Source organism: Roseomonas sp. CAU 1739, assembly GCF_039839775.1.
In the GTDB taxonomy this organism is placed as follows: domain Bacteria; phylum Pseudomonadota; class Alphaproteobacteria; order Acetobacterales; family Acetobacteraceae; genus Neoroseomonas.
Genome location: NZ_JBDOQQ010000012.1, coordinates 161688 through 187828, shown reverse-complemented (window position 1 = coordinate 187828; position 26141 = coordinate 161688). Strand labels below are relative to the sequence as shown.

The following is a 26141-nucleotide window of genomic DNA, read 5'->3' as shown; positions in this document are numbered from 1 at the left end:
GCTGACCGGCCTCGGAAGGGCCGTCAGTTGCGCGGCGCAGCCGGCGCGGCGGGGCGGGGCGCCGCCGGGGCCGGTGCGGCGGGACCCGTCGCCCCGGCCGGCCGCGCCGGCACCGCCGGTTCCGCAGCCGCCGCCACCCGCAGACGGTCGACCTCGAGCGCGATGCCACGGCGCACGCCGGTCGCGCCGGTCAGGGTGGTGGTCGCGGCCTCTCCATCCATCACGAAATCAAGGTTCTCGGCCTTGCCCGTGGTCAGCACCAGGCCTTCGCGATTGGGCACCGGCCAGGTTTCGCCGGTGCGCAGCACCCGGTCGAGCACGACCCTGTTCTCGCGGGTATCGCGCACCTGGATCCAGGCCTCGCCGCGCGCCCGAATGACGATGCGCGGCTCATTGGGATTGATGGGCGGTGCGGGCGCCGCCACGACGGGCGGCGGCGCGGGGGCGGCCGGCGCTGCGGCCTGCGGCGCACCGCCTTCGCGCAGCCGGCTGCCTTCCTGGGCGGTTTGTTCGAGGCGCGGCGGCAGGGGGGGCACCGAATCCACCACCCGGTTGCCCGACCCGGTCCAGTTGTACCAGGCGACATAGGCGCCGATCGCGATCACCACGCCAACCGCCACCAGCGCGCCGGCCGGCATGCCGCGCGACGGCACGGGCTCGGGGAAGACCAGCTCGCCGGACTTCGTCGTCGTCCCGCCGGTCACGTCACGGAAGCGGCGCACCGCCTCATCCGGGTCAAGGCCAAGCGCGCTCGCATAGGACCGCACGAAACCGACCGCATAGGCCGACCCCGGCAGGTCCTTCACGCGCCCTTCCTCGAGCGCATGGATATAGCGCCGGTTGATGCGCAGATGCTCGGCCATGTCCTCGACACTGGCGCCGAGGGTCAGGCGCGCCTCACGCAGGTCCTCGCCCACGCGGGCAGCTTCGGCGGCGGTGATATCGGGGCGTTGGGTGCGCTTCATGGGGGTCCAGGATCGACCGGCGGCTTCTACCTTGCGGGGCCTTTCCCGCAAAGGCCCCCCGCGGGGTCGTCCCCGCAAAGGACCGGGCCGCCGGCCGCGCGGTCAGGCGGCGTTGCGTCGCCGCGCGGCGATCGCCGCGGCGGCCTGGTCGATCAGTTCGCGGATGATCTCGGCGGCGGGCTGTTCCTTCGTGACCATGCCGACCGACTGGCCAGCCATGAGCGACCCGTTCTCGACATCGCCATCGATCACCGCGCGGCGCAGCGCGCCGGCCCAGTAGTGCTCGATGTCGAGCTGAGCGACGTCCTTCTCGACCTCGCCCGCCTTGAAGCGGCGGATGGTCTCCGCCTGGTATTCCAGGAAGCGCTTCGTGCCGGCATTCTGAAGCGCGCGGACCGGTATGACCTGGAAGGCCTCATCAAGCTGCACCGTCGGCATGGCGTCGCGCGCCGCGCCGCGGATGAAGGCCTGCTTGAAGGCCGGGTGGGCGATGCATTCGGTGGCGCAGACGAAGCGCGTGCCGAGCTGCGCGCCGGCCGCCCCCATCTCGAGGTAGGACAGGATCGCCTCCCCCCGCCCGATGCCGCCGGCCACGAAGACCGGCACATCGGTCATATGCGGCAGGATCTCCTGCGCCAGCACGTTGAGCGAGACGGGCCCGATATGGCCGCCGGCCTCGGAACCCTCGATCACCAGCGCATCCGCGCCGCTGCGCACCAGGCGCTTCGCCAGCACCAGCGCGGGGGCGAAGCAGACCACCTTCGCCCCGCCATCCTTCGCCTTCTTGATCGCGCTGCCGGGCGGGATGCCGCCAGCGAAGACGATATGCCCGACCTTCGCCTCCAGGCAGACATCGACGAGCTGGTCGAGCCGCGGATGCATGGTGATCAGGTTCACGCCGAAGGGCTTGCTCGTCAGCGCCTGCGTGCCGGCGATCTCCTCGGCCAGCCGTGGCGGTTCCATCGCGCCGCAGGCGATGACGCCGAAGGCCCCGGCATTGGACAGGGCCGCGACCAGGTGTCGCTCGCTGACCCAGGACATCGCCCCGCCCATCAGCGCGTAACGAGTGCCGAAGAAGGCAGCCCCGCGCGCCATCAGCCGGTCCATCTCGGCATAGGCCCAGTCGGGCGCGGGGGGCGTGTCGGTCACGCCGGCGCGTCCAGCCCGTAGGCGGTATGCAGGGCGCGCACGGCAAGTTCCGTGTAGTCGGCGGCGACCAGCACCGAGACCTTGATCTCGGAGGTGGAGATCACCTGGATGTTGATCCCCTTCTCGGCCAGCGCCTTGAACATGGTGTTCGCCACGCCGGCATGGCTGCGCATGCCGATGCCGACCACGCTGATCTTCGCCACGTCCGGGTCGGCGATCAGCGCCTCGAAGCCCAGTTCGCCCTGCGCCTTGCCCAGCACGTCCTGCGCGCGCGCCAGATCCGCCTTGCCGACCGTGAAGGTCATGTCGGTGGTGCTGTCGGCGCCGATGTTCTGGACGATCATGTCCACGTTCACATTGGCCTTCGCCATGGCGCCGAACACCTTCGCCGCCACGCCCGGCCGGTCCGGCACGCGACGCAGCGTCACCTTGGCATCGTCGCGCGAATACGCGATGCCGGAAACCACGGGCTGTTCCACGATCTCGTCCTCATCCACCACGAGCGAGCCAGGCTTGTCCTCGAAGCTCGAGACCACCTGCACCCGCACGCCGAGTTTCATCGCTAGTTCGACCGAGCGCGTCTGCAGCACCTTCGCACCCACCGAGGCCAGTTCGAGCATCTCCTCATAGGAGATGCGCTCCAGCTTGCGGGCGCGCGGCACGATGCGCGGGTCGGTCGTGTAGATGCCGTCCACATCGGTATAGATGTCGCAGCGATCGGCCTTCACCGCCGCCGCCACCGCCACCGCCGACAAATCCGACCCGCCGCGCCCCAGCGTCGTGATCCGGTGTCGGGTGTTCTCGATGCCCTGGAAGCCGGCGATGACCGGCACCTGGCCGGCCTCCATGCGCTCGATCAGCAGGGCACCGTCGATCCTCTCGACCCGCGCCTTGCCATGGGCCTGGTCGGTGATGATCGGTACCTGCCAGCCCTGCCAGGACCGGGCATCGACGCCGATCGTCTGCAAGGCGATGGCGGTCAGGCCGGTCGTCACCTGCTCGCCGGTGGCAACGACCGTGTCGTATTCGCGCGCATCATGCAGCGGCGACAGGTCCTGGCACCATTTGACCAACTGGTTCGTCACGCCGGACATGGCCGAGACGACGACGGCGACCTGGTGGCCGGCATCGACCTCCCGCTTCACGCGGTTGGCGACGTTACGGATTCGATCGAGATCGGCGACGGAGGTGCCGCCGAACTTCATGACAATGCGAGCCATCGGCGGCGGTCTGGTTCCTGGGGCCGGGCGGGGATACGCCTGCGCCGGCGGTTGCGCCGGGCGACGGGGCGGGACAGATACCTATCGGCCGGGTCCTGCGCAACCCGCGCCGTCATCGGGCCCCGCGCCCTGGAAGGGACCACCATGCCGCAGGCCGGCACCATGCTGGGGGCGGAGATCGCCAAGTTCGACGCCCTGGCCGCCCGCTGGTGGGACCCGGACGGCCCGATGAAGCCGCTGCACCGGATGAATCCCCTGCGCACCGGCTGGATCGCCGAGCGCCTCGCCAGCCATCACGGCCGCGACGCCTCGGCCCCCGATGCGCTGGCCGGGCTGACCCTGCTCGACGTCGGCTGCGGCGCCGGCCTGGCGTCGGAGGCCCTGGCCCGTCGCGGCGCGGCCGTCACCGGCCTCGATGCCGCCGGGGGCGCGCTGCAGGCCGCGCGGAGCCACGCCGCCGCCGCCGGCCTGCCCATCACCTATCGCGAGGGCCTGCCCGAGGACCTGCCGCCCGAGGCAGGCTTCGACGCCGTCATCGCGCTCGAGGTCATCGAGCATGTCGCCGACCGGGATGCCTTCCTCGCGGCTCTCGCCCGCGCGGCGAAGCCCGGCGGGCTGGTCTTCCTGTCCACCCTGAACCGCACGCCGCGATCCTTCCTGATGGCGAAGCTCGGCGCCGAATACCTGCTGCGCATGCTGCCGATCGGTACCCATGACTGGAAGATGTTTGTCACGCCCTCCGAACTCGGCACCGGGCTGCGCGGCGCGGGGCTGGCGGTCGCCGACATCGCCGGCATGACGATGGACGCGCTGACCGGCCGCTGGCATGCCAGCCGCGACGTCGCGGTGAACTACATCCTCATGGCGCGGAAGCCGTGACCCGGGCATAGCCCATGGCGTCCAGATACGGCGCGAAGGCGGCATCCAGCGCCACGCGTTCAGCCGCGCCGAGTTCCCTTGCATGGCGTTCCGGCACCGCCTTGTTGCGATGGGTGAAGGCGATGCGCCCGGCATAGAAGCGCACCGGCCAGGCCGGCCCGCGCAACCCCAGATGCCCCCGGACCGCCGCGATCGCCTCATCCATCCGGAAGGCGCAGACCTCGTAGCGCACATCGAGCAGCGCCGGCAGGCCGCGCCAGGCATCCAGTTCCGCCAGATACCCCCGCACGCGCTCGACGGCATCCTCCAGCGTCACGAATTCCGCGAAGGCGCTCTCGCCGGCTGCGCGCGCCGCCCGGCCGGCGTCGCACAGCGACAGGCAGATGTCGCGCGGGTCCCGATGGTTGACGATCGCCGCCGCCTGCCCGCGCGCCGCCAGGTCGCGATACGCCGCCACCCACGCCGGCCCGGGCGCGTCATGCGTCTTGATGACCAGGATCCGCTCGCCAGCCAGCGCCGCCGTCCGCAGCAGCAATTCGGGATCAAGATGCTGCTGGAAATTCACCTTGTGGCCCGGCGTGCGCAGCGGCGGCGGCAACAGGCGCTGGGAATGGCCGGACACCATCGCCGCCGCGCGCGCGATCTGGAAGGCCAGGGTACTGCCCGATTTCGGCACGCCGTAGCTGAAGACGAGCACAGGACACCCCGGCCGGGCGGTCAGCCGTCGGCGCGCGGCACCCAGGGGATGCGGCCGACCTCGATCCCTTCGTCGCGCAGCGCCTCGGCCTCGGTGTCGGAAGCCTCGCCGAAGATGCCGCGGCGTTCGGATTCGCCCCGGTGCATCCGGCGCGCCTCGTCGGCGAATTCGTTGCCGACATAGTCGCAGCTTTTCTCGACCTCGGCGCGCAGCTTCTGCAGCATGGCGCGCAGCTGGTCAGGCATGGGCCCGGCGGCGATCTGCGATGTTTCGGCCGGCGGCGTGGCGGGTGCCGGCGCCTCAACGGGCGCGGCCGGCACCACCGCGTTGCGCGCCGGGCGGCCCTTCTTCGGGATGGCCGGCGCCATCAGCGCGCGGGCGACCGTGGCCCCACCACAGACCGGGCATTCCACCAGCCCGGCCTTCACCAGCGTATCGAAGGCGGCACTGTCCTTGTACCAACCGTCGAAGGCGTGCTCCTCGGCCGTGCTGGTGCAGCGCAACTGGTAGTGGATCATCGCTCCATCATTCCCGACGGGCCCGACCGGCCCCTGACATCTCATGTGGCACTCGCATGACGAGAGTGCCAGAGGTCATGTCAGGCGGCCAGCAACGAGTCGAGCTTGCCGGCACGATCCAGCGCCATCAGGTCGTCCGACCCACCGATCGCCTGCCCATCGATGAAGATCTGCGGCACGGTCGTGCGCCCGCCGGACCGATGCATCGCCTCCGCCCGCGCCGCCGATCCGTTCGGGGCATAGATTTCATCGAAGGCGACGCCCTTGCGCTCGAACAACGCCTTGGCGCGCGCGCAATAGCCGCAGAAGTCCTGAACGTAGATCTCGATCTTGGCCATGCGTTCAGAATTGGCGTGATGCGCCCGGAGATCAAGCCACCCCGAGCCGCGGATCCGGCACCCGTGCCACCGCAAGCACATCCACCGCCGCCGCCCCGCCGGCGAGCAGCGCCGACGCACAGGCATTCACCGTCGCGCCGGACGTCATCACATCATCGACCAGCAGCACCTGCCGTCCGACGAGCCGCACCGCGGCCCGCCGGGACACGGCAAAGGCCCCGGCCACCGCCAGCGCCCGTTCCATCGCCCGCTTGTCACCCAGTGGCGGCGTCGCACGACTTCGCCGCAGCATGTCCGGCACCACCGGCCGCCCGGCGATCGCGCCCAGCGCGCGGGCCAGCAACGCCGCCTGGTCGTAGCGACGCCCCACCAGCCGCCGCCAATGCGCCGGCACCGGCACGATGATCTCCGCCCGCGCCAGCAGCGGCGCCCCGGCGCGCGCCATCTGCCGCGCAAGCGGCCAAGCGAGATCGGTCCGGTCTCCGTGCTTGAAAGGCAGGATCAGCCGTTTCGCGCCATCGCCATAGCGTAGCGCGGCACGAGCGGTGCGGAAGACAGGGGAACCGGTCTCGCAGGTCGCGCAGAGCAGCGCGCCCGGAGCCGGCGGCCCTTGCCCTGCATGGGCGAAAGGTACGCCGCAGCGCTCGCAGAACGGCGCGGTCACCGGGGCCAGCGCCGCGAAGCAGTCCGCGCACAAGGTCCCCTGGTCGGTCACCTCCGCCGCGCAGGCAAGGCAGCGCGGCGGCAGCAGTGCGTCGAGCAGCCGTGCCGAAGCCCGGCGCGCGCCCAAGGCGAGGCGTTGCAGCCCCGCCGCCACCTCAGGCCCAGGCGCCGAAGGGCGCGTCGCCGTCCTTCTTCACCTCATGCACCAGGTCGATCTCCCAGGAGAGATAGGCGTGCATCGCTTCCTCGATACCGTCATTGCGGTCGTAGGGGCGCAGGTAGAAGTCGACGCAATCGGCATCCGCCGGATCGCGGCGGTCCGCCGCCATTGGGAAACCCGCCGCCGCCCAGGCCTTGGTGCCGCCCGCGAGGATCTTCACAGGCGCCTTGGCGAATCCCTGCAATTCAGCGGCGGCCAGGCGCGCCTGCGCCTCCTCGGGCGCCGCGACGACGATCTGGCGGTCCCCGGTCAGCCGGTCCGACAGCGCCGCCAGCCGGGTGCGGATGCCCCAGATGGCGCCCGGCACATGGCCGTCGCGGAAATCGATCGACCGCGCCAGGTCGATCACCTGCGCCCCGCCTTCCCCCGCCAGCACGGCCAGTTCCGCCGGGGTGAGATGGGGGATGCGCAGCGCATCGGCCTCGGGGGCGCGGGGGGCCCAGGCGCCTTCCTCGATGCGGCCTTCCAGCCCATCTGTCAGCACGCAGACATCCCAGCCGCCGAGCTGACGGAGCCAGCCGCCGGTCATGCGCGCCCGCACGCCGGTGTCGTCCACCAGCACGATACGCGCGCCGCGCACCGCCACCCATTGGTCGGTCGCCTGCACCAGCTGCCCACCGGGCGCGGAACGGCTGCCGATCAGATGACCGGCAGCGAATTCCTCCGGGTCGCGCACATCCAACAGATAGGTCGTGCGGTCGGCCTCGCCTTGCATCCGGTCATATTCGGCGCGGGTGATGAAGCGGACACCATGCTTGCGGGCGAAACGGTCGGCACGGTCGAAGGCCGTCTCAGCCCCCGCCGGCCTGCGGTCCGGGTAACGGTCTGAACGCCCGCGATCGCAGGTGAAGCCGGCCAGTTCCCAGCCCATGGTGCCGTTGCGCAGCGCCACCACCTTGTTCGGCACGCCTGCGCTGCGCAGCGATTCCGCGCCGAGGATCGACCGCGTCCGGCCGGCGCAGTTCACCACGATGGTCGTCTCGGGCCGGGTGACGAATTCGCCGATCCGATAGACCAGTTCGCCGCCCGGCACATTCACCGCGGTCGGGATGGTCATGCGGCGAAACTCGTCGATCGGACGGCTGTCCAGCACCACCATGTCAGTGCCGGCGTCCATCATCGCCTTCAGCTCGCCCGGATCGACCGAGGGCGTCTCATAGTGATGCTCGATCCATTCGCCGAAGGCCTTGGACGGCACGTTCACGCCCGAAAACGCGGTATAGCCCGCCGCGATCCATCCCGGCGTGCCACCCGCGAGAACACCCACATCGCTGCAGCCGATGCCTTCGAGATAGCCGGCGAGCTGCGCCGCGTACCCCTCCCCGCCATCCACGCAGACCACGCGTGTCGCCAGCCGCGGCAGCAGCGCGCGGGCGCGGAACTCCTTCTTCGAGAGCGGGCACGGGATCGCCCAAAACAGATGCGACCGGCCGAATTCCCCCTCCTCCCGCGCGTCGAGGATGGCGAGCTCCCGCCCATCCGCGATCCAACCCTTGAGCGTGGCGGCGTCGATCTGCTTTGGCATGCGTTCCTGTCCCTGCCCGCGCCATGGCGCGTCCTCGCGAAGGGCCGGACGCTAGAGCGGTTCCCCCGCGAGTGGAACCGCTGTCGCCTTCGCCGGGCGCGCCGCTTCACCCGCCAGGGCCAACCCATCCGCACGGGAACCGACCGGCGGCGGATCGGCGCGGGCGGGAACCTCCCCGGCTTGCGGGCACGCGCGGCCGGGCGCATCTGACCGCCCATGGCCGACCCGACCGCAATTTTCGACCGCCGCCTGGTGCAGCGCCGGCGCGACCGCGCTGCCGCCACGCAGGACCGGATCGCACCCGTCCTGGCCGAGGCCGCCGACCGCCTGCTCGACCGGCTGGATGACACCACGCGCCGATTCGGCCGCGCCCTTGAGATCGGCGGCCGCGGGTTGATCGCGCCGCGGCTGGCCGCGCGGGGCGTCGGGCATGTCGTCTCGGCCGACCTCTCGGCCCGGCTGGCCTGCGGCGCCGGTGGCCTGCCCGTCGCGATGGATGAGGAATGGCTGCCCTTCGCCGAAGGCAGCTTCGACCTTGTGGTCGCCTTCCTGTCCCTGCATTGGGTGAACGACCTGCCGGGCGCGCTGGTGCAGATCCGCCGCGCCATGGCGCCGGACGGGCTGCTGCTCGCCATGGTGCCGGGCCTGCCGACGCTGCAGGAACTGCGCGCCGCCACCGCCGAGGCCGAGGCCGAGTTGCGCGGCGGCCTGTCCCCCCGCGTCTCCCCCTTCCCCGAACTGCGCGACGGGGCGGGGCTGCTGCAGCGTGCCGGCTTCGCCATGCCGGTCGCCGATGCCGAGGACATCGCGCTGGTCTATCGCGACCCATTCGCTCTGATCGCCGACCTGCGCGCGGCGGGGGAGACAAACGCGGTGCTGGCGCGCGATCGACGCATACCACCCCGCGCGCTCTTTCCATTGACCGCCGCGCGCCTGCCGCGCGGGACGGACGGCATCCCTGCGACGCTGCGCCTGATGGTGCTGACAGGCTGGTCTCCGGCCGAGGGCCAACCCAAGGCCGCACGGCCCGGCAGCGCCTCCGCGCGGCTCGCCGATGCCCTCGGCACGGTCGAGCGCGGCACCGGCGAGAAGGCCGGCCATTGATGCCGCGCGCTTGCAACCGGGGGTGCGCGAGCGCATCTTCCAGGTTCATTTCACTCAAGATTGTTGGATAGCTCGATGGAGCAGCAGGGCGGCGAACCACGTCGCATCACCATCCATCGCCCCGAGGATTTCGCGGGCATGCGCAAGGCCGGTCGCCTGGCCGCCGAGACGCTGGACATGATCGCGGCCCATATCCGCCCCGGCGTCACGACCGGGGAGATCGACCAGCTGTGCCATGACTTCATGGTCGACCACGGCGCGGTCCCGGCGACGCTCGGCTATCGTGGCTACACCAAATCGTCCTGCACCTCGGTCAATCATGTCGTGTGCCACGGCATCCCCGGCGACCGCGTGCTGGCCGATGGCGACATCGTCAACATCGACGTCACCGTCATCCTCGATGGCTGGTACGGCGACACCAGCCGCATGTATGTCGCGGGCACGCCGTCCACCAAGGCACGGCTGCTGATGGACGTGACCTATGATTCGATGATGCGCGGCATTGCCGCCATCAAGCCGGGGGCGACGCTCGGCGATATCGGCCACGCCATCCAGGTCTATGTCGAGAAGCAGCGCTTTTCCGTGGTGCGCGACTTCTGCGGCCACGGCATCGGGCGGCATTTCCACGAACCACCCAACGTCCTGCATTTCGGCCGCCCCGGCGAGGGCCCGAAGCTGCGTCCGGGCATGTTCTTCACCGTGGAACCGATGGTGAATGCCGGCCGGCCCGAGGTGAAGATCCTCGACGACGGCTGGACCGCCGTGACGCGCGACCGGTCGCTCTCCGCGCAGTACGAACACATGATTGGCGTGACCGAGAACGGCGTGGAGATCTTCACCCTTTCGCCGGCCGGCCTGCACAAGCCGCACCTCGCTGGCTGAGGGCGAATTGCGTTTACGCGAGTCGCGCTGGCCCATTGTTTGATCGAGCATGTGAACGCCTCTGACTGCGTACACGGTCAGACGCGGTCTGCACCGGCAGCTTCTGCCGCTCGGCTGGCACTTGAACCCGCTCTACCCCTGTTCCTTGGGCAAGCCTGCTCGCTCGATCAGCTGATTCCACCTGTCGGTTTCCGCTCTGACCGCATGGCCAGACGGACGTACCAACACGCCGCCTGTTTCGTTGATATTCACAAAAATACATCTACCATGGGTTGCTGATCCACCGGACCCACCCGATGGACCTCCTGTGGACCGGGCATGTCGCGCACCAAGCACTTCGCCGAGGCCAGCCCCGGCTTCCTGATCGGGCTCGAACACCCCGCCAGCGAGGCCGATCCACCCGGCCATCTCGGCCATCGCGCCCGCATGCGTGCCAAGCTGCTGACCGCCGGCCCGGACGCGCTGCTCGACCATGAATTGCTGGAAATGGTCCTCTTCCTCGCCCTGCCGCGGCGCGACACCAAGCCGATTGCCCGTGCCCTGCTCACCCGCTTCGGATCCTTCGCCAATGCGGTGGCGGCGCCGCTGGCCGACCTGCGGGAGGTCGAGGGCCTCGGCGAGGCCGGCGCCGCCGCGCTGCGCGTCGTCCAGGGTGCCGCCCTGCGCCTGTCGCGCGCCGAAGTCATGGACCGCCCCGTCCTCAACAACTGGGACCGGCTGCTCGCCTACCTCACAGCCGCGTTGTCACGCGAAAAGGTGGAGCAGTTCCGCGTGCTTTTCCTCGACACCCGCAACCGGCTGATCGCGGATGAGGCGCAGGCGCGCGGCACGGTGAACCACACGCCGGTCTACCCGCGCGAGGTGGTGCGCCGCGCCCTCGAGCTCCAGGCAACGGCGCTGATCCTGGTGCACAACCACCCGTCCGGGGACCCGACCCCGTCACGCGCCGACCTTGAGATGACGCAGGAGGTCAAGGCGGCCGCGCAGGTGCTCGGCATCGTGCTGCATGACCACCTCGTGGTCGGCAATGGCCGCCATCTGTCGTTCCGGCGCGAAGGCCTGATCTGAAGGATTTCGCGCGATGTGCGTTGCATCGCGCGGTGACGATTGACCGCCACGCCCGCCAGCCTGCACGCTTCGCCCATGCGCTCACCCACTCCGATCGTCGCGTTTGCCGTCGCCTGCATCTCGTTCCCGGCGATCGCCCAGAAGCCGGGTGGCTCGCTTGGCAACCTGCCGCCCCAGGCGCAACCGAACCCGCCCCGCGCCGCCCCCGGCCCGCAAACCGCCCTGCCCCGAGACAAGCCGCCGCCGCTCGGTCGCCAGCAGGCCGGGCCGCAGCCAGGTGGGCGCCCGCAGGTGACGCCACAGCAGCCAGGCGGCCGCCCGCCGGGCCCGATGGCCGCCTTGCCGAGCGACAAGCCACCGCCGCTGGGTGCCGCCATGCCCCGCCCACCCAGCGGCGCCACGGGTCCGGGCGGCGGGCGGCAGCCGCCGCGCGATGTCTCCTCCGGCACCGGTTTCGTGGTCGCCCCGCGCCAGATCATGACCAACCACCATGTCGCCCAGGGCTGCACCGCGATGATCGCCCGCACGGCCGCGGGCCAGGACATCGCCGCCACCGTCATTGCCGTCGATGAACAGCGCGACCTCGCCTTGCTGCGGACCGATGCGGATGCCGGGCCGGTCCTGCCGTTCCGCAGCACGGCGGAAGTGCGTCGAGGCGAGAATGTCGTGACCTACGGCTTCCCGCTCGCCGGCCTGCTGTCGTCCGGTCCGACGCTGACGACGGGCGATGTCTCGGCGCTGGCGGGGCTGGGTGACAATTCGCGTCAGATCCAGATCAGCGCGCCGGTGCAGCAGGGCAATTCGGGCGGCCCGCTGCTCGACCTGCGGGGCCATGTGGTGGGCGTCATCGTGTCCAAGCTGAACGCGGCGCGGATCGCCGAACGCACCGGCGACATCCCGCAGAATGTGAACTTCGCGGTGAAGCACACCGAGGCAGTGGACTTCATGCGCGAACACGGCGTCCAGCCACAGCTGGAAGACCCCACGGCGCCGCTGCGCTCGGCGGCCGAGATCGGCGAGGTGGCGCACGCCTCGACGCTGTTCCTGCGCTGCCTGCGCTGACCGCGGCAGGTCCCGATCATCCCCGCCGCGCGCCGGGGAACGGCAGGCTGTGACGCATACGCGCCGGGGCCGGCTGACCAGGCCGCGGAACCATAGGGGACCTCGCCTCCACCGCTGGCCGCTGCATCAAGGTCACGCGGCCTCCTGCAGCCGTCATCCGGTGCCGGGCAAAACCGTTCCGGTCCGCCGCGAAAGGCGTGCCGCGAACGCCAGGGCAGAACTGATGATCGAAAGCCGTCGCCACGCCCGGTCCTGATCGCCGCGCGCGGATGCGCGCCCGACGCCGGAAACGCAGTCGAATCAGGCTCCCTGACCGCCGCGCGCACGCGGATCCGCCCCATGGCTCGGATCGTCGCAATGGCCGTGGGCGAAATCCGCCAGCGTCTCGATCACGCGGCACTCCCCCACCACACCGCCGGCGCAACGCGTCGCCATGCGTTCCAGCTCGGCGCGCAGGGCAGCCAGCCGCCGCAGACGCGCATCGATGTCCTGGATCTGGGTGGTGGCCAATTCATGCACCTGGCGGCAATCCGCTTCCGGATGGCTGGCGAGGTCAAGAAGGGCGCGGATCGCCGCACTCTCGAAGCCCAGTTCACGGGCGTGGCGGATGAAGCCAAGCCGGCGCAGATGCGCCTGCCCATAGGCGCGATGCCCGCCTTCGGTCCGCGCGGCGGGCGGCAGCCAGCCTTCCTGTTCGTACCAGCGGATGGTGGTGGGCTTCACGCCGGTGGCGCGCGCCAGGTCGCCGATCGTCAGCATGCCCGTCATATGGTGCCGCCGCCGGCTTTCGCCACGAATCGCGCGAAGGCGGCCAGCGCCTTGTCGCTCGCATGGTGCTCCAGCCCCTCGGCATCCTGTTCGGCCGTCGCGGGGTCAAGGCCGACGGCGATCAGGAAGCGCACCACCAGGTCGTGCCGCGCCTTGGCTTCGGCGGCGAGCGCCGCCCCCGGCTCGGTCAGGAACAACCCGCGATAGGGCTTGGTTTCGACAAGGCCGTCGCGCTGCAGCCGGCCGACCGTCGCGGTGACCGTCGCCTGGGACACACCCATGCGGCGGGCGAGATCCACGGCGCGCGCCTCCCCTTCCTCCCGCAGCAGGTCGGCGATCAGCTCGACATAGTCCTCGGCCGTCGCGGTGCGGTCCGCTTCGCGCTGGCGGGCGAAGCGGGCGGCCTGGTCCTCGGCGGCGGGCAGGGTGCGGCGTGGCATCGAGACACGGGAATCCGACGTTGAGCCTCTTGATAGCGAGCGAAACACTTCTTAGCCTAGGCTAACTTTCGGAGGCTCTGCATGAACCCGCCGCCATCGGACGCTGTCGCGACGCATCCCGCAGGCCCGCCCAGCCTGCCCGAGGTACATCGTTCCGTGGCCGTGCCCAATGCCGGCGGCTTCCTGCGCAAGCTGTTCGCCTTCATGGGGCCGGGCTACCTGGTCGCGGTCGGCTACATGGACCCGGGCAACTGGGCGACCGCGCTCGCGGGTGGCTCGGCCTTCGGCTACACGCTGCTCGCCGTCGCCCTCACCTCCTCGCTGATGGCGATCCTGTTGCAGGCGCTGTGCGCGCGCATCGGCATCGCGACCGGCCGGGATCTCGCGCAGCTCTGCCGCGAACGCTTTCCCAAGGTGGTCTCCTACCCGCTGTGGCTGCTGGCGGAGGCGGCGATCTGCGCGACCGACCTCGCCGAGCTGATCGGCACCGCCATCGCGCTCGAACTGCTGTTCGGCATTCCGCTGCTGTACGGCGTGATGCTGACCGCCTTCGACGCCTTCCTGATCCTGTGGTTGCAGAACAAGGGCGTGCGTTGGCTGGAGGCGCTGATCTTCGGCTTCATCGTGCTGATCTTCGGCTGCTTTGCCGTGCAGATCGTGCTGTCGGATCCGGTCTGGGGCGACGTGCTGCGCGGGTACATCCCGTCGGCCAGCATCGTGACGAACCAGACGCAGCTCTACATCGCCATGGGCATCCTGGGTGCCACGGTGATGCCGCACAACCTGTACCTGCATACCGCCGTGGTGCAGTCCCGCGCCTTCGACCGCGGCGAGACCGGCAAGCGGGAGGCGATCAAATTCGCCACCCTCGACAGCACCATCGCGCTGGCCTTCGCCTTGCTGATCAATTCGGCGATCCTGATCACCGCGGCGGCCACCTTCCACACCACCGGCAATACCGAGGTCGCCGAGATCCAGGAGGCCTACCAGCTGATGTCGCCGCTGCTCGGCGGCACGCTGGCGGCGACGCTGTTCGCGGTGGCCCTGTTGCTGTGCGGGCTAAATTCGACGGTCACGGCGACGCTCGCCGGCCAGGTGGTGATGGAAGGCTTCCTGCGTTTCCGCCTGCCGCCGGTGATGCGCCGGCTGGTGACGCGGCTGATCGCCATCGTGCCGGCGGTGATCGTCACCTGGTATTACGGGGCTTCCGGCACCGCGCAGCTGCTGATCCTGAGCCAGGTGATCCTGTCCATGCAACTGCCCTTCGCGGTGATACCGCTGATGATGTTCGCCTCGGACAAGTCGCGGCTCGGCGTGCTGGCGGCGCCGCGCTGGCAGGTGGTGCTGGGCTGGTCCTGCGCCGCGGTGATCCTGGCGCTGAATCTCAAGGTGCTGACGGACACGATCTTCGGCGACTGAGCCGGGACAAGGAAGGACGCGGGCATGCTGTTGGATGAAGGCCGAATGCCCGCAATGGGCCGGCGCGCGATGATGGCTGCGCTGGCAGCGGCGGCGGCCCTGCCACGCATGGCGCAGGCGGCCGGCGACCTGACGCGGCAGGACCCGATCGAAACTGTCGTCGAACTCGGCCGGCCCGATGGGCGGCATGCCTTCGAGCCCAACCGGCTGCGCTTCGAGACGGGCAAGCTCTATCGCCTGGTGCTGCGCAATGTCAGCCGCGACGCGCATTACTTCACCTCCGACGACTTCGCCGCGCGCATCTTCACGCGCAAGGTGCAGGTGACGCAGGCCGGGCCGAACGGGCGCAGCGTCACGCTGGCGGAGTTCAAGGGCACGATCCGCGAGGTCGAGGTCTATCCCGGCCACGCCGCCGAATGGTGGTTCGTGCCGGTGGCGACCGGCCGCATCACCGATCTGCGCTGCGGCATCGTGGCCTCGGATGGCCGCAGCCACGCCCAGCACGGCATGACCGGCGAGATCGAGATCGTCTGACGACCGACCCGGCGCGGCCGGCACGACAAAACCCTTGAACCTCCAGTCGCTGTAGGTGCGATACCCGCTGCCGACGCGAAGGAACGACCGGCATGGATGGCGGACAGAAGCTGCAATGGCGGGTGGAAGGCATGGATTGCGCCGCCTGCGTCGCCAAGGTGACGAAGGCAGTCGAGCGCCTGCCGGGCATCTCCGGGGTCAGCGTCAACCTGATGGCGGAGCGGCTGACGGCGACGCTCGCGGCGGGAACCGCTTCGGCCGAGGCGGTGGAGCGGCAGGTGGCCGCGCTGGGATACACCGTCAGCCCGCTGTCCGGCGCAGCCGAGGCCGGCGGACATCACCGGCACGGCCCGACATGCAGCCACGACCATGCGGGCCATGACCATGATCACGCAGGTCACGGCCACGACCATGCGGGTCACGGGCATGATCACGCGGATCACAGCCACGACCATGCCGACCATGGGCACGATCACGCTGGCCACGACCACGCGGCCGATGCGCGGGGCCGCGCCGCGCCCGCCGCGCATGGCCACGACCACGACGACCCCGCCGATGCCGCCAGGCCCTGGTATGTCACCGGCAAGGCGCGGCTCGTCTGGTTGCTGGGCGGGCTGGTGGTGGGCGCCTATGCGCTCTCCCTGGCGCTGCCGCATCGCTTCACCTATCCGCTGTTCCTCGCGGCGACGCTGGTCGCGCTGATCCCCTTCGGCCGGCGCGCCTTCGCCCTGGCCCGCGCCGGCAGTCCCTTCAGCATCGAAACGCTGATGGTCACCGCCGCCCTCGGCGCCGTGATCATCGGCGCGGCGGAGGAAGCGGCGATCGTCGTGCTGCTGTTCGCCCTCGGGGAGATGCTGGAAAGCGTTGCCGCCGGCCGCGCGCGGGATGGCATCCGCGCGCTGGCCGCGCTGATCCCGCGCGTCGCCCAGCGCATGCGTCCCGACGGCACCACCGAGCAGGTCCCGGCCGAGGCGCTGTCCATCGGCGACGAGGTGCTGGTCCGCCCTGGCGACCGCGTGCCCTGCGACGGCGTCATCATCGGCGGCCGTTCGGCCCTCGACGAAAGCCCGGTCACCGGGGAGAGCATTCCGGTGACCCGCGGCCCCGGCGACCCGGTCGTGGCGGGCAGCATCAACGCCGATGGCGCGATCCGCCTGCGGGTGACCCGCGCGGCATCCGACAACACCATCGCCCGCATCATCCGCATGGTGGAGGAGGCGACCGCATCCCGCGCGAAGACGCAGCGCTTCATCGAGCGCTTCGCGAGCTGGTGGACCCCGGGGGCGATGGTCGTCTCCCTGCTGGTCATCCTGGTCCCGCCCTTCGCCTTCGGGTGGGATTGGTGGACCAGCCTGTATCGCGGCCTCGCCGTGCTGCTGATCGCCTGCCCCTGCGCGCTGGTCATCTCGGTGCCGGCGGCGATGGCTTCCGGCCTGTCGGCCGGCGCGCGGCGCGGGCTGCTGATCAAGGGCGGCGCGGCGCTCGAGGCGATCGGCAGCGCCACCTCCGTCGCCTTCGACAAGACCGGCACGCTGACCGAAGGCCGCCCGCGCGTGACCGATGTGCTGCCGGCCCCGGCGCGGTCGGCCGAGGCCGTGCTCGCCCTCGCCGCCGCGGTCGAACAGGGTTCGGCCCACCCCCTTGCCCGCGCCATCCTGGCCGAGGCCGAGGCGCGCAGCATCTCGATCCCCGCCGCCACGGACCAGGCTGCCATCCCGGGTCGTGCCGCGACCGGGCGCGTGGATGGGCAGCGCGTCAGCATCGGCAGCCCACGCCATGCGCGGGAGGAAGGGGCCGATCCCGCCCTGCTCGATGCCGAGATTGAGCGGTTGGAATCGGAAGGCCGCACCGTCGCGGTCGTGGTGGTGGATGGCATCGCGGCGGGGCTGGTCGCGCTGCGCGACGAACCGCGCGGCGACGCCGCGGCCGGCGTCGCCGCCATCAGCGCACTGGGCGTGCGCCCGGTGATGCTGACCGGCGACAATCCGCGCACCGCCGCCGCCATCGCCGCCACGCTCGGGCTGGAAGCGAAGGCCGGGCTGCTGCCGGCCGACAAGCTGCGCGAGATCGCCACACTGCGCGAGGCCGGCGCTGTCATCATGGTGGGCGACGGCATCAACGATGCGCCCGCCTTGGCTGCGGCGACGGTCGGCGTGGCGATGGGCGGCGGCACCGATGTCGCGCTCGAAACCGCCGATGCTGCCGTGCTGCGCGATCGCGTCGGCGGGGTCGCGGACCTCGTGGCGCTGTCGCGCGCGACCATGGCCAATGTCCGGCAGAATGTCGGCCTGGCAGTCGGGCTGAAGGGCGTGGTGCTGGTGACCACGCTGGTCGGCATCACCGGATTGTGGCCGGCGATCCTGGCCGATACGGGTGCGACCGTGCTCGTCACGTTGAACGCGCTGCGGCTGCTGCGCTGGCGCGGTGCGGCAATGCCGCAATAGCGCGGCACCCGCGCGTCCAGCGCGCTTGCCAGCCCGAGGCGTCTCGGGGAACATCGCTGCGAGACGTCCTTCGGCGCACGACGTGGTCCTGCGCTGTCCCCGGCACCACAATCCCCAAATCGGCATACTGACACCGCCTGCCGGCACTGGCGCGCGGCGTCGCGGCTCGGTGCTCAACACCGCGCGACCGGCGTTGCCGTCCTCGACTGGAGACCCCATGCCAGCCTGGCTACCGCTGCTGCTCGGCTTCCTGACCGCGGTCGGGCCGATCTCGACCGACATGTACCTGCCCGCCTTCCCGGCGATCGAGGCGGAGCTCGGCACCGCGCGCGGCAGCGTCGAGATCACGCTCGCCTCCTGGTTCGTGGGCCTCGCCGTCGGGCAGCTGGTGCAGGGCACGCTGGCCGACCGGCTGGGGCGGCGGGCGCCGCTGATCGTGGGCACGGCGATCTACACCGTGGCCTCGATCGGCTGCGCCATGGCGAACGACATGGCTGTGCTGGCCGCCTGGCGCTGCATCGCCGCCTTCGGCGGTGCGGCGAGTGCCGTCATCCCGCGCGCCATGGTGCGCGACCTCGCCGATGGGCTTGGCGCTGCGCGGCTGATGTCGAAGCTGATGCTGGTGATGGGCGCGGCGCCGATCCTCGCACCGACGATCGGCGGGCTGCTGCTGGTTGCCGGCGGCTGGCGGATGATCTTCTGGGCCTCCGCGGCCTATGGCGGGCTGTCCTGCCTGCTCGCCTGGCGCCTGCTGCCCGAGACCCTGCCGCCCGACCGGCGTGCGAAGCGGTCCTTCGTGACGTTGCTGGCGGATTTCGTCCAGATCGGGCGCGAACGCGGCTTCTACACCCATGCGCTGATGGGCGCGGCCACCATGTTCTCGGTCTTCGCCTTCATCAGCGGCGCGCCGGGCGTCTACATCGAACATTTCGGCGTCTCGCCCACGCATTTCGGCCTGTTGTTCGCCATCAGCGCGACCGGCTTCATCGGCGCGTCGCAGTTCAATCCGTGGCTGCTGCACCGGTTCGGGGCGCGGCGCGTGGTGTCCTATGCGCTGCGGCTGTCGGCTGCGGCCGTGATGGTGCTGGCGGCCGCCGCCGTCACCGGGATCGGCGGACTGCTGGGGATCTTCCTGCCGGCGGCGGTCGCCCTGGCCTGCACCGGCCTGGTGTTTCCCAACGCCGCAGTGGGCGCGTTGTCACGCCACGCGGCACGGGCGGGCAGTGCCTCGGCCTTGCTGGGAACGCTGCAATTCAGCTGCGCGGCAATGGGTAGCGCCCTGGTGGGCGCGCTGGCGGATGGCACGCCACTGCCGATGGCACTGCTGATGGTGGTCGGTGCGGCGGCGGCGCTGATGGCGGAGATGGCGCGGCCCCGGTGAGAAGGCCGCACCTTCGAACTGCCCGCGGTGGGTGCGATGCCCCGCGGGCGGAACCCATGCGGCTCAGCGAGCCGTAGCGGTATCACCTGCCCGGCGTTGCCATCCGGGCGGGACCGGGCGGTGCCGCAGCGGCGTCGTCAGCGCGCGGCGCTCGTGATCGCGACCTCGTCGCCGGGGCCCAGGCGGGTGGCGAAAGCCATCATCGCGGGATCGGCGATAGTGACGAGTTGGCGCGCACCCGCCGGCACAGCCACGACCAGGCGACGGCCGCCGACCTCCACGGCCTCGATGGTGCCGCGCAAAACGCCGGGGCGCGTGGCGTCGGCATTGCGTGGCGGAGAGGCCAGCCGGACCATGCCATTCGCGTCATAGACCGCGACGACACGCGCGCCGGGCCGGAGCAGCCGCAGGTTCCGGAAGTCCTGACCCGCCGTCAGGGTGAAGGTCCCGCCGCTGGTCGTCTTCAGGATGACCTCACGCGTGCCGGCATCCGCCGCCTGGACCGTGCCGTAGGCCGCCATTCCGCTGGCCACCAGGGCTGGCTGCCCAGGCGGGAGGTTTCGGATGACGAGGTCCGGATTTGACGCCACCTGCATCGATGCCGGCGGCGCCGGCGTCTCGGCGCAGCCGAGAAGCCCGGCCGCCGCCACGGCCAGCGGTGCAACCACCATCAGCCGCCTGCTAATCGCCTGTACCGCCACCTGTGGCCTCCCATTGTGCATTCGGAACAGTGTTCTGGCGGCGCCGCCCATTTGGCAAGACATGCCTTCGCATCATGCGCCATGGCGCTGCGCGGACAAGGCGGAAATCACCTGCGCCAGTCAGGCCCTGCAAGCCGCCGGCCGCCCCGGTTGCTGCCGTCGCACCCGCTTCCTACTCTCCCCCGCAACGGCGGCCTCATGCGCCGAACGGGGGAACCGCACCATGAACGACACGGCACCAGCTGAAGAAGCCACGACTCGCGCCGCCTTCGCCGACGGCATCCTGGAACTGACGATGAGCAATCCGCGGCGGCGCAATGCCCTCGCCCCGGGGCTGCGCATGGCGCTGATCGAGCACCTGGAACAGGGCCTCGCCGATCCCGAATGCCGCGCCATCATCCTCACCGGGGATGGCGGGCATTTCTGCGCGGGCGGGGATATCTCCGGCATGGGCCAGCAGACGGCGTTGCAGGGACGCGCGCGGATGATGCGCGTCAGCCACCGGATGCTCCGCCTGCTGGTGGAAGGCGAAAAGCCGGTCATCGCCGCGGTAGAGGGCCATGCCGCCGGGGCCGGGATGTCGATCGCGGCGGCCTGCGACATCGTCGTTGCCTCCCGTGCGGCGGTCTTCACCTGTTCCTTCAACCGGATCGGGCTTGTGCCGGATCTGGGCGCGGCATGGACGCTGCCGCGGCGCATCGGCCTCGGCCCGACCAAGATGATGATGTTCCGCGGCAAGCCGGTGGCGGCCGAGGAGGCCGCACGGCTCGGTCTGGTCGATGCGCTCGCCGAACCGGGCGCCGCGCTGGCCGAGGCGCGGGCCATCGCGCGCGACATTGCCGCCACCGCGCCGCTGTCGAACGGCATGGCGAAGCAGCTGATCAACCGGTCGAACGGGACGCTGGCGGAATTCCTCAAGGCCGAGGCCGACGCGCAGGCCCTGCTGTACCAGAGCGAGGATCACCGAGAGGGCCGCGACGCCTTCATGGCCAAGCGCACGCCGTCCTTTGTCGGTCGTTGATTCCAACGGCCCACGAAGGATGAGTCTTTTTTGTGCCTCAGGCGCCGGCGCGCACATACATGCGCTTGGCTTTCGCGCCGCGCGCTCCTGGCCCGATGCACCGCATCGGGCCGAAGATGGTCCCCTGAGGGGTCGGGCTCAGCCCCGCTTGGCGAAGTCAACGAAGCCAGCCAGGTAGTCGCTGAGCTGCTTCTGCACCGCGGCGTCGGTCAGCGCCCCATTCGCATCGAAGATACCGCCTGCGCGCGAAACCATCAGCCGACCACCGGTCCACAACTCGGTGCCGAGGGTGCGCAGCACGGGCAGCCAGGCATTTTGCGACAGGATGGTGCCGAAGCCGCCTGGCGAGGCGCCGATCAAGGCCACCTTCCGCCCGGCGAAGACGCGCGCCGCATCGGCGGGCGGGCGCGACAGCCAGTCGATGGCGTTCTTGAAGGCGCCCGGCATCGAATTGTTGTACTCGGGCGTCACCAGCAGCAGCCCATCCGCCGCGGCGATCTTGTCCTTCAGCGCCGCGACGGCCGGCGGAATGCCCTCGGCCGCTTCGAGGTCGCCGTCATACAGCGGTATGCCGTGGATGGTTTCCACACCGAGCGCCACGCCCGCGGGCATCAACCCCGCGGCCGCGCGCAGCAGTGCCGTGTTGAGGGATGCGCGGCGCAGGCTTCCCGAAAGGCCGATGATCTTCATGGCGCAGACATCCTTGTCCAGTTGGGCGGGGCGATGATCGGGCAGACGCGTGCGCAGGGCCAGCACCCTATCGACAGGCGACCACCACCTGATCCGGGCCGCTGACGATGCGGCCATGACGCATGCCGCGACTGTTCTCACGGATGCTCGTCACCTCGCAGCGCCGGGCGCTGGCCGGGACGGCAGCCATGATGCCCGATTCCAACCCCTCATACCGGCAGACCAGGCGATAGGGCTGGCGGTTGCCGCCAAGATCCCACCATTCCCGCCGCGCGCGCGGGTCGGCGTCGGGTCGCAGCTGGACGCGATCGGCAGGGTCACCCTCGAACAGATCGGCGCCACGCAGCCAATGGCGCTGCGTCTCGGGCCGCACTTCCCAGCCATTGGGCGGGCGGATCTCGTCGCGCGCCATCACCTCGACCGAGGCCGGGCAGGCGATCAGCGGCGGTGCCGGCGGGCGGGAGGGCTGCTGGGCAACCGCACCGCCGGCGGTGAGCAGCACGGGCAGGCAGGCGAGGACAGGACGCATCGGGGGGTCTCCGTCATCGAGGCAGGGTCACAACCGAAGGAAGCGCTCCGCGATTTCAAAGGCAACGCGGCCGGTCTCGTCGAAGGGGTCGCGCGCGAATGGCGTGGGTGCCTCCGCCAGCGGCCGGGCCTGGCCGGCAGCATAGACGCTGTCGTGCAGCCTGTGGTGGCGGGCGCCGAGCCCGCCCGGATCGGCGATGAAGACCGGCGCCGTGGTCGCCAGCGCCTCGGACAGCATGGAGACCGAATCGCCCGTCACCACCACCGCATCGGCCCAGGCGAGCATCCCGGCATAGGGGTTCCGGCCGCCATCGCCCCAGCGGTGCAGATGATGCGGCAGGCCGGATAATTCCTCTGCAACGGCCGATTCCGCCGCCCGACCGGTGCGGCGGGACCCAGTGGCGACCACGCTGCCGGCGAAGCCCGCGACCTGGCGGGCGATGGTGGCGGCGGTGCCGGGCGCCATCCCCTCCCCGCGCGGCGGGCCGCCGAGCAGCAGGGCAATGCGCGGTCCAGGGAGTTCGCCGAACATGCCCCATTCCCGGCGTGCCGCAGCGAGCCGGGCAGGGCTCATGCGATGCGTGGCTCCCAAGATGGGCAGGATATTAGGGGCGGCGGGCGGCGAATCGTGCCGGCCGACGACCAGCAGGTCAAAGCGGTGCTCGCCGAAGCCGGGACGCATGCAGTGAACCGTGCGTACCCCCTGCCCGGCCAGCCACAGCGCCACCGGGGCGCTGCGCCGCCCGGCGGAGATGGCGATATCGGGCCAGGGATCGGCGATCTGCCGGCGCGATTCCGGGGTCAGGCCCGTCCGCGTCGCCCATAGCAGCGGCAGCCGGGCCATCGGGCCCCAGTCCAGCGGCACGGTCCGGAACGGCCGGCCCAGCCGTTCGGCGATGCCGATGGCCTGGGCGGCGGTCCCGGCGCGGGGGTCGGCCAGGACCCAGATTCGATTGGCGGCCGCCTCGGTCATGGACGCGGCCCGCCCCGCCGATTACGACAGGACGACATAGGACCACCACCAGGACGAACCGCCATGACCGCGCTGCACGCCTCCGACTGGGACCGCGACGCCGCCCTGACCACCGCGCGCATCCTGCTTGAAATCAAGGCCGTGAATTTCCGGCCCGAGGAGCCCTATACCTTCACCAGCGGCTGGAAGAGCCCCGTCTATATCGACTGCCGCAAGATCATCTCCTTCCCCCGGGCGCGCAACCGGATCATGGAACTGGGCGTCGAGAAGATCGGCCGGCATGTCGGTTATGAATCGATCGACGTGGTGGTGGGCGGCGAGACCGCCGGCATCCCCTTCGGCGCCTGGATCGCCGACCGGATGATGGCGCCGATGGCCTATGTCCGGAAGAAGCCGAAGGGCTTCGGCCGCAATGCCCAGATCGAGGGCGAGGTGCCGGTCGGCCAGCGCACCCTGCTGGTCGAGGACCTGACCACCGATGGCGGTTCCAAGATCCGCTTCGCCAATGCGCTGCGCGAGGCCGGCGCGGTCTGCGACCACACCTTCGTCGTCTTCTACTATGGCGTCTTCCCTGGTTCCTTCGAGAAGATGAAGGAGATGGGGCTGAACCTGCACCACCTCTGCACCTGGTGGGACGTGCTGGAAGTGTGCCGCGAGCGCCCCTATTTCAGCGAGACCGCGCTGAAGGAAGTGCGCAAGTTCCTGCAGGACCCAGTGAGTTGGTCCGCCGCGCATGGCGGCGTGGCGAGCGTCGATGAGGCGAAGTTGAAGGATGCGGTGGAGTGAGGCTTGCGGCCGTCGCGCTGGCCGTCGCGCTGGCGGCACCCGCCGCCGCCCAAACGCGCGACACGCTGACCATCGGCATCACGCAGTATCCTTCGACCTTCCACCCCAATATCGAGAACATGGCCGCGAAGTCCTACGTCCTGGGTTTCGCGCGCCGGCCACTGACGGCCTATGATGCCGATTGGCGCCTCGCCTGCCTCACCTGCGAGACGCTGCCCTCGATCGAGAATGGCCTCGCCGAACGCGAGACCACGCCGGAGGGCAAGGCCGGCATCCGCGTCACTTATCGGCTGATCGAGGGCCTGCGCTGGGGTGACGGCACGCCGGTGTCGTCGGAAGACCTGCGCTTCGCCTGGGAAGCCGGGCGTGATGCCGCAACCGGCTTCGGCCCTGCCGAGTTCTACCGCAGCGCTTATGAACTCATCGTCGTCGATCCGCGCACCGTCACGCTCCGCTTCGACCGCGTCACCTTCGAATACGCCTCCATGGGCGACTTCCAGCCGCTGCCCGCCCATATCGAACGCGCCCGCTGGCAGGCCGATCCCCGCGCCTACCGCACGCGCACGGCCTACGACACCGAGACGACGAACCCCGCGCTGTGGAACGGCCCGTATCGTATCACCGGCGTGCAGCCCGGTGCCTCCGTCACGCTCGACCGCAACCCCGCCTGGAACGGCGCGGCACCCGCCTTCCGCCGCATCACCATCCGCACCGTCGAGAATACGCCGGCTCTCGAAGCCCAGTTGCTCGCCGGCCAGGTGGACATGGTGGCGGGTGAACTCGGCCTGCCATTGGAACAGGCCATCGCGCTGGAACGTCGCACCGGCAACCGCTTCCGCTTCCTCTACCAGCCGGGCCTGATCTACGAGCACATGGATCTGCGCCACGACCATCCCGCGCTGGGCGACATTCGCGTGCGTCGCGCGCTTCTGATGGCGACCGATCGTGCGCAGATCAGCGAGCGCCTGTTCGCCGGCCGCCAGCCCGTCGCGCACTCGTCCGTCAATCCGCTCGACCCGATGTTCGACCCGGATGTGCGGCAGACGCGTTTCGACCTGGCAGCCGCCCGCGCGCTGCTGGACGAAGCGGGCTGGACGCCCGGCCCCGACGGCATCCGCCGCAACGCCGCCGGCGAGCGCCTGTCGCTCGAATTCATGACCACCGCCGGCAATCGTGCCCGCGAACAGGTGCAGCAGGTGCTGCAAGGCATGTGGCGCGTCGCGGGGATCGAGGCGCGCATCCGCAACGAGCCGCCCCGCGTCTTCTTCGCCGAGACCCTCTCGCGCCGCCGCTTCCAGGGCCTGGCGCTGTTCGCCTGGATCAGCGCGCCGGAATCGGTGCCGCGCTCCTCGCTGAACTCCGACGAGATTCCGCGCGAGGCCACCAACTGGTCCGGCCAGAACTTCGGCGGCTATCGCAACGCCGAGATGGACGTGCTGACGCAGACCATCCCCGAGCAGCTCGACGTGCCGCAGCGGCGCGCGATGTGGCGCCGCCTGCAGGCCATCTATGCCGAGGACCTGCCATCCATCCCGCTCTGGTTCCGCGCCGATGCGCATGTCTGGCCGCAATGGCTGGATGGCGTGCGGCCCACGGGGCACCTCAACGTCTCGACGTTGTGGGCGGAGGAATGGCGGGCGCGCTGATGCTGGACCACGTCTCCATCACCGTGTCCGACCTGCCGCGCGCGGCGCGCTTCTACGATGCGGTGATGGCCGCGCTGCGCGTGCCCTGCGTGAACCGGTCGGAGATCGCCATCGGCTATGGCACCCGCAATCGCGCGGATGATGATGGCCACAGCTATATCAGCATCCGCGCAGCGGACGGACCAATCCACGCAGATCGCCGTCACTGGTGCTTCCGCGCGCCGGATCGCACCGCCGTGGATGCGTTCCATGCAGCAGGTCTCGCGCATGGCGGGGCCGATGACGGCGCGCCGGGGCTTCGGCCGCAGTACCACACGCACTACTACGCGGCGTTCCTGTTCGACCCGGACGGCAATCGCGTGGAGGCCGTGTGTCACCGCACGGAGTAAGGCCGGGGGAAAGTGAATTCCCCCGGACCCCCTTCTATTTTTGGCCGTCGCACGGGTGCGCCCGGCGCGGCGGGCTGACACGACCACGACCGGCGGTCTCTGCGCCACGGCATGCCATCGCACCGGTGGCC

Annotated in this window: 27 protein-coding genes; 13 read left to right on the top strand and 14 right to left on the bottom strand. The window is 70.5% G+C overall.

Annotated features, from left to right (window positions below; genetic code table 11):
* Positions 1-23 precede the first annotated feature (23 nt).
* The 3 genes from AAFN86_RS19465 to AAFN86_RS19455 all read right to left on the bottom strand — a co-directional run bounded on the left by AAFN86_RS19465 (position 24) and on the right by AAFN86_RS19455 (position 3334).
* Complete coding sequence (locus tag AAFN86_RS19465; protein ID WP_347545205.1) at positions 24-965, bottom strand: RodZ domain-containing protein; 942 nt, start codon at positions 963-965, stop codon at positions 24-26.
* A gap of 102 nt (positions 966-1067) precedes the next feature.
* Complete coding sequence (locus AAFN86_RS19460; protein WP_347545221.1) at positions 1068-2072, bottom strand: nitronate monooxygenase; 1005 nt, start codon at positions 2070-2072, stop codon at positions 1068-1070.
* A 38-nt stretch (positions 2073-2110) separates the two neighbouring features.
* Positions 2111-3334, bottom strand: a complete 1224-nt coding sequence (locus AAFN86_RS19455) for an aspartate kinase (protein WP_347545204.1) — start codon at positions 3332-3334, stop codon at positions 2111-2113.
* Positions 3335-3478: 144 nt separating this feature from the next.
* On the opposite strand from AAFN86_RS19455, the gene ubiG reads away from it, so the two are divergent.
* A complete protein-coding gene (ubiG, locus tag AAFN86_RS19450; RefSeq protein WP_347545203.1) occupies positions 3479-4213 on the top strand; it encodes a bifunctional 2-polyprenyl-6-hydroxyphenol methylase/3-demethylubiquinol 3-O-methyltransferase UbiG in 735 nt (244 codons plus the stop codon).
* On the opposite strand, the gene AAFN86_RS19445 is transcribed toward ubiG, so the two are convergent.
* From AAFN86_RS19445 to AAFN86_RS19425, 5 genes are all read right to left on the bottom strand, one after another.
* Positions 4194-4910, bottom strand: a complete 717-nt coding sequence (locus tag AAFN86_RS19445) for a hypothetical protein (RefSeq protein ID WP_347545202.1) — start codon at positions 4908-4910, stop codon at positions 4194-4196. The two genes, ubiG and AAFN86_RS19445, sit on opposite strands and share 20 nt — an antisense overlap.
* Positions 4911-4930: 20 nt before the next feature.
* Complete coding sequence (locus tag AAFN86_RS19440; protein ID WP_347545201.1) at positions 4931-5428, bottom strand: DUF1178 family protein; 498 nt, start codon at positions 5426-5428, stop codon at positions 4931-4933.
* 80 nt (positions 5429-5508) lie between these two features.
* Entirely contained in the window at positions 5509-5766 is a 258-nt protein-coding gene (gene grxC / locus AAFN86_RS19435) for a glutaredoxin 3 (RefSeq protein WP_347545200.1), read from the bottom strand.
* Between the two features lie 31 nt (positions 5767-5797).
* On the bottom strand, positions 5798-6556 hold the full coding sequence (locus tag AAFN86_RS19430) for a double zinc ribbon domain-containing protein (protein ID WP_347545199.1): 759 nt from the start codon (positions 6554-6556) through the stop codon (positions 5798-5800).
* A gap of 28 nt (positions 6557-6584) precedes the next feature.
* Complete coding sequence (locus tag AAFN86_RS19425; protein WP_347545198.1) at positions 6585-8174, bottom strand: rhodanese-like domain-containing protein; 1590 nt, start codon at positions 8172-8174, stop codon at positions 6585-6587.
* Positions 8175-8390: 216 nt separating this feature from the next.
* Between AAFN86_RS19425 and AAFN86_RS19420 the strand changes: the two genes are divergently transcribed.
* From AAFN86_RS19420 to AAFN86_RS19405, 4 genes are all read left to right on the top strand, one after another.
* Positions 8391-9278 carry a methyltransferase domain-containing protein gene (locus AAFN86_RS19420; RefSeq protein WP_347545197.1) on the top strand — a complete coding sequence of 296 codons (888 nt, stop codon included), beginning with the start codon at positions 8391-8393 and terminating at the stop codon, positions 9276-9278.
* A gap of 75 nt (positions 9279-9353) precedes the next feature.
* Positions 9354-10160 carry a type I methionyl aminopeptidase gene (gene map, locus AAFN86_RS19415; protein WP_347545195.1) on the top strand — a complete coding sequence of 269 codons (807 nt, stop codon included), beginning with the start codon at positions 9354-9356 and terminating at the stop codon, positions 10158-10160.
* 318 nt (positions 10161-10478) lie between these two features.
* On the top strand, positions 10479-11228 hold the full coding sequence (gene radC, locus AAFN86_RS19410; RefSeq protein ID WP_347545193.1) for a RadC family protein: 750 nt from the start codon (positions 10479-10481) through the stop codon (positions 11226-11228).
* A gap of 75 nt (positions 11229-11303) precedes the next feature.
* On the top strand, positions 11304-12290 hold the full coding sequence (locus AAFN86_RS19405; protein ID WP_347545192.1) for a trypsin-like peptidase domain-containing protein: 987 nt from the start codon (positions 11304-11306) through the stop codon (positions 12288-12290).
* 300 nt (positions 12291-12590) lie between these two features.
* On the opposite strand, the gene AAFN86_RS19400 is transcribed toward AAFN86_RS19405, so the two are convergent.
* Positions 12591-13049, bottom strand: a complete 459-nt coding sequence (locus AAFN86_RS19400; protein WP_347545220.1) for a helix-turn-helix domain-containing protein — start codon at positions 13047-13049, stop codon at positions 12591-12593.
* A 5-nt stretch (positions 13050-13054) separates the two neighbouring features.
* A complete protein-coding gene (gene mntR, locus AAFN86_RS19395; protein WP_347545191.1) occupies positions 13055-13498 on the bottom strand; it encodes a manganese-binding transcriptional regulator MntR in 444 nt (147 codons plus the stop codon).
* Between the two features lie 81 nt (positions 13499-13579).
* On the opposite strand from mntR, the gene AAFN86_RS19390 reads away from it, so the two are divergent.
* The 4 genes from AAFN86_RS19390 to AAFN86_RS19375 all read left to right on the top strand — a co-directional run bounded on the left by AAFN86_RS19390 (position 13580) and on the right by AAFN86_RS19375 (position 19276).
* Positions 13580-14917, top strand: a complete 1338-nt coding sequence (locus AAFN86_RS19390) for an Nramp family divalent metal transporter (RefSeq protein ID WP_347545189.1) — start codon at positions 13580-13582, stop codon at positions 14915-14917.
* Positions 14918-14941: 24 nt separating this feature from the next.
* Entirely contained in the window at positions 14942-15451 is a 510-nt protein-coding gene (locus AAFN86_RS19385) for a hypothetical protein (RefSeq protein WP_347545187.1), read from the top strand.
* A gap of 92 nt (positions 15452-15543) precedes the next feature.
* Positions 15544-17895: a heavy metal translocating P-type ATPase gene (locus AAFN86_RS19380; RefSeq protein ID WP_347545185.1), complete on the top strand. Its 2352-nt coding sequence runs from the start codon at positions 15544-15546 to the stop codon at positions 17893-17895.
* Between the two features lie 217 nt (positions 17896-18112).
* A complete protein-coding gene (locus AAFN86_RS19375; protein WP_347545184.1) occupies positions 18113-19276 on the top strand; it encodes a multidrug effflux MFS transporter in 1164 nt (387 codons plus the stop codon).
* 137 nt (positions 19277-19413) lie between these two features.
* Here AAFN86_RS19375 and AAFN86_RS19370 read toward each other — a convergent pair whose 3' ends face one another.
* Complete coding sequence (locus AAFN86_RS19370; RefSeq protein WP_347545182.1) at positions 19414-20028, bottom strand: hypothetical protein; 615 nt, start codon at positions 20026-20028, stop codon at positions 19414-19416.
* A 172-nt stretch (positions 20029-20200) separates the two neighbouring features.
* On the opposite strand from AAFN86_RS19370, the gene AAFN86_RS19365 reads away from it, so the two are divergent.
* Positions 20201-20998 (top strand): enoyl-CoA hydratase/isomerase family protein, encoded by a 798-nt coding sequence (locus tag AAFN86_RS19365; RefSeq protein ID WP_347545180.1) that lies wholly within the window; start codon positions 20201-20203, stop codon positions 20996-20998.
* 138 nt (positions 20999-21136) lie between these two features.
* Here AAFN86_RS19365 and AAFN86_RS19360 read toward each other — a convergent pair whose 3' ends face one another.
* From AAFN86_RS19360 to AAFN86_RS19350, 3 genes are all read right to left on the bottom strand, one after another.
* The gene (locus tag AAFN86_RS19360) at positions 21137-21688 is read right to left on the bottom strand and encodes an NADPH-dependent FMN reductase (protein WP_347545178.1); all 552 of its coding nucleotides are present in this window, start codon (positions 21686-21688) and stop codon (positions 21137-21139) included.
* A 67-nt stretch (positions 21689-21755) separates the two neighbouring features.
* Positions 21756-22217, bottom strand: coding sequence for an STY0301 family protein (locus AAFN86_RS19355; protein ID WP_347545176.1), 462 nt, complete (start codon positions 22215-22217; stop codon positions 21756-21758).
* A 27-nt stretch (positions 22218-22244) separates the two neighbouring features.
* Positions 22245-23189 carry a mitochondrial fission ELM1 family protein gene (locus AAFN86_RS19350; RefSeq protein WP_347545174.1) on the bottom strand — a complete coding sequence of 315 codons (945 nt, stop codon included), beginning with the start codon at positions 23187-23189 and terminating at the stop codon, positions 22245-22247.
* A 63-nt stretch (positions 23190-23252) separates the two neighbouring features.
* Between AAFN86_RS19350 and AAFN86_RS19345 the strand changes: the two genes are divergently transcribed.
* The 3 genes from AAFN86_RS19345 to AAFN86_RS19335 are packed head-to-tail and all read left to right on the top strand — an operon-like array spanning position 23253 to position 26010.
* The gene (locus tag AAFN86_RS19345) at positions 23253-23975 is read left to right on the top strand and encodes an orotate phosphoribosyltransferase (protein ID WP_347545173.1); all 723 of its coding nucleotides are present in this window, start codon (positions 23253-23255) and stop codon (positions 23973-23975) included.
* Entirely contained in the window at positions 23972-25621 is a 1650-nt protein-coding gene (locus AAFN86_RS19340; protein ID WP_347545171.1) for a peptide ABC transporter substrate-binding protein, read from the top strand. Before AAFN86_RS19345 ends, AAFN86_RS19340 begins: the two co-directional genes overlap by 4 nt.
* Positions 25606-26010, top strand: coding sequence for a VOC family protein (locus tag AAFN86_RS19335; RefSeq protein WP_347545169.1), 405 nt, complete (start codon positions 25606-25608; stop codon positions 26008-26010). The genes AAFN86_RS19340 and AAFN86_RS19335 overlap by 16 nt, the downstream gene beginning before the upstream one ends.
* Positions 26011-26141: the final 131 nt, after the last annotated feature.

Coding starts and splice junctions, on each gene's coding strand:
- AAFN86_RS19440 (WP_347545201.1), bottom strand. CDS start 5,428: ATGATCCACTACCAGTTGCGCTGCACCAGCACGGCCGAGGAGCACGCC.
- AAFN86_RS19365 (WP_347545180.1), top strand. CDS start 20,201: ATGAACGACACGGCACCAGCTGAAGAAGCCACGACTCGCGCCGCCTTC.
- AAFN86_RS19420 (WP_347545197.1), top strand. CDS start 8,391: ATGGCCGACCCGACCGCAATTTTCGACCGCCGCCTGGTGCAGCGCCGG.
- AAFN86_RS19425 (WP_347545198.1), bottom strand. CDS start 8,174: ATGCCAAAGCAGATCGACGCCGCCACGCTCAAGGGTTGGATCGCGGAT.
- AAFN86_RS19335 (WP_347545169.1), top strand. CDS start 25,606: ATGGCGGGCGCGCTGATGCTGGACCACGTCTCCATCACCGTGTCCGAC.
- AAFN86_RS19390 (WP_347545189.1), top strand. CDS start 13,580: ATGAACCCGCCGCCATCGGACGCTGTCGCGACGCATCCCGCAGGCCCG.
- AAFN86_RS19385 (WP_347545187.1), top strand. CDS start 14,942: ATGCTGTTGGATGAAGGCCGAATGCCCGCAATGGGCCGGCGCGCGATG.
- radC (WP_347545193.1), top strand. CDS start 10,479: ATGTCGCGCACCAAGCACTTCGCCGAGGCCAGCCCCGGCTTCCTGATC.
- mntR (WP_347545191.1), bottom strand. CDS start 13,498: ATGCCACGCCGCACCCTGCCCGCCGCCGAGGACCAGGCCGCCCGCTTC.
- AAFN86_RS19405 (WP_347545192.1), top strand. CDS start 11,304: ATGCGCTCACCCACTCCGATCGTCGCGTTTGCCGTCGCCTGCATCTCG.
- AAFN86_RS19350 (WP_347545174.1), bottom strand. CDS start 23,189: ATGACCGAGGCGGCCGCCAATCGAATCTGGGTCCTGGCCGACCCCCGC.
- map (WP_347545195.1), top strand. CDS start 9,354: ATGGAGCAGCAGGGCGGCGAACCACGTCGCATCACCATCCATCGCCCC.
- AAFN86_RS19360 (WP_347545178.1), bottom strand. CDS start 21,688: ATGAAGATCATCGGCCTTTCGGGAAGCCTGCGCCGCGCATCCCTCAAC.
- AAFN86_RS19370 (WP_347545182.1), bottom strand. CDS start 20,028: ATGGGCGGCGCCGCCAGAACACTGTTCCGAATGCACAATGGGAGGCCA.
- AAFN86_RS19345 (WP_347545173.1), top strand. CDS start 23,253: ATGACCGCGCTGCACGCCTCCGACTGGGACCGCGACGCCGCCCTGACC.
- AAFN86_RS19460 (WP_347545221.1), bottom strand. CDS start 2,072: ATGGACCGGCTGATGGCGCGCGGGGCTGCCTTCTTCGGCACTCGTTAC.
- AAFN86_RS19380 (WP_347545185.1), top strand. CDS start 15,544: ATGGATGGCGGACAGAAGCTGCAATGGCGGGTGGAAGGCATGGATTGC.
- grxC (WP_347545200.1), bottom strand. CDS start 5,766: ATGGCCAAGATCGAGATCTACGTTCAGGACTTCTGCGGCTATTGCGCG.
- AAFN86_RS19400 (WP_347545220.1), bottom strand. CDS start 13,049: ATGCTGACGATCGGCGACCTGGCGCGCGCCACCGGCGTGAAGCCCACC.
- AAFN86_RS19355 (WP_347545176.1), bottom strand. CDS start 22,217: ATGCGTCCTGTCCTCGCCTGCCTGCCCGTGCTGCTCACCGCCGGCGGT.
- ubiG (WP_347545203.1), top strand. CDS start 3,479: ATGCCGCAGGCCGGCACCATGCTGGGGGCGGAGATCGCCAAGTTCGAC.
- AAFN86_RS19375 (WP_347545184.1), top strand. CDS start 18,113: ATGCCAGCCTGGCTACCGCTGCTGCTCGGCTTCCTGACCGCGGTCGGG.
- AAFN86_RS19455 (WP_347545204.1), bottom strand. CDS start 3,334: ATGGCTCGCATTGTCATGAAGTTCGGCGGCACCTCCGTCGCCGATCTC.
- AAFN86_RS19465 (WP_347545205.1), bottom strand. CDS start 965: ATGAAGCGCACCCAACGCCCCGATATCACCGCCGCCGAAGCTGCCCGC.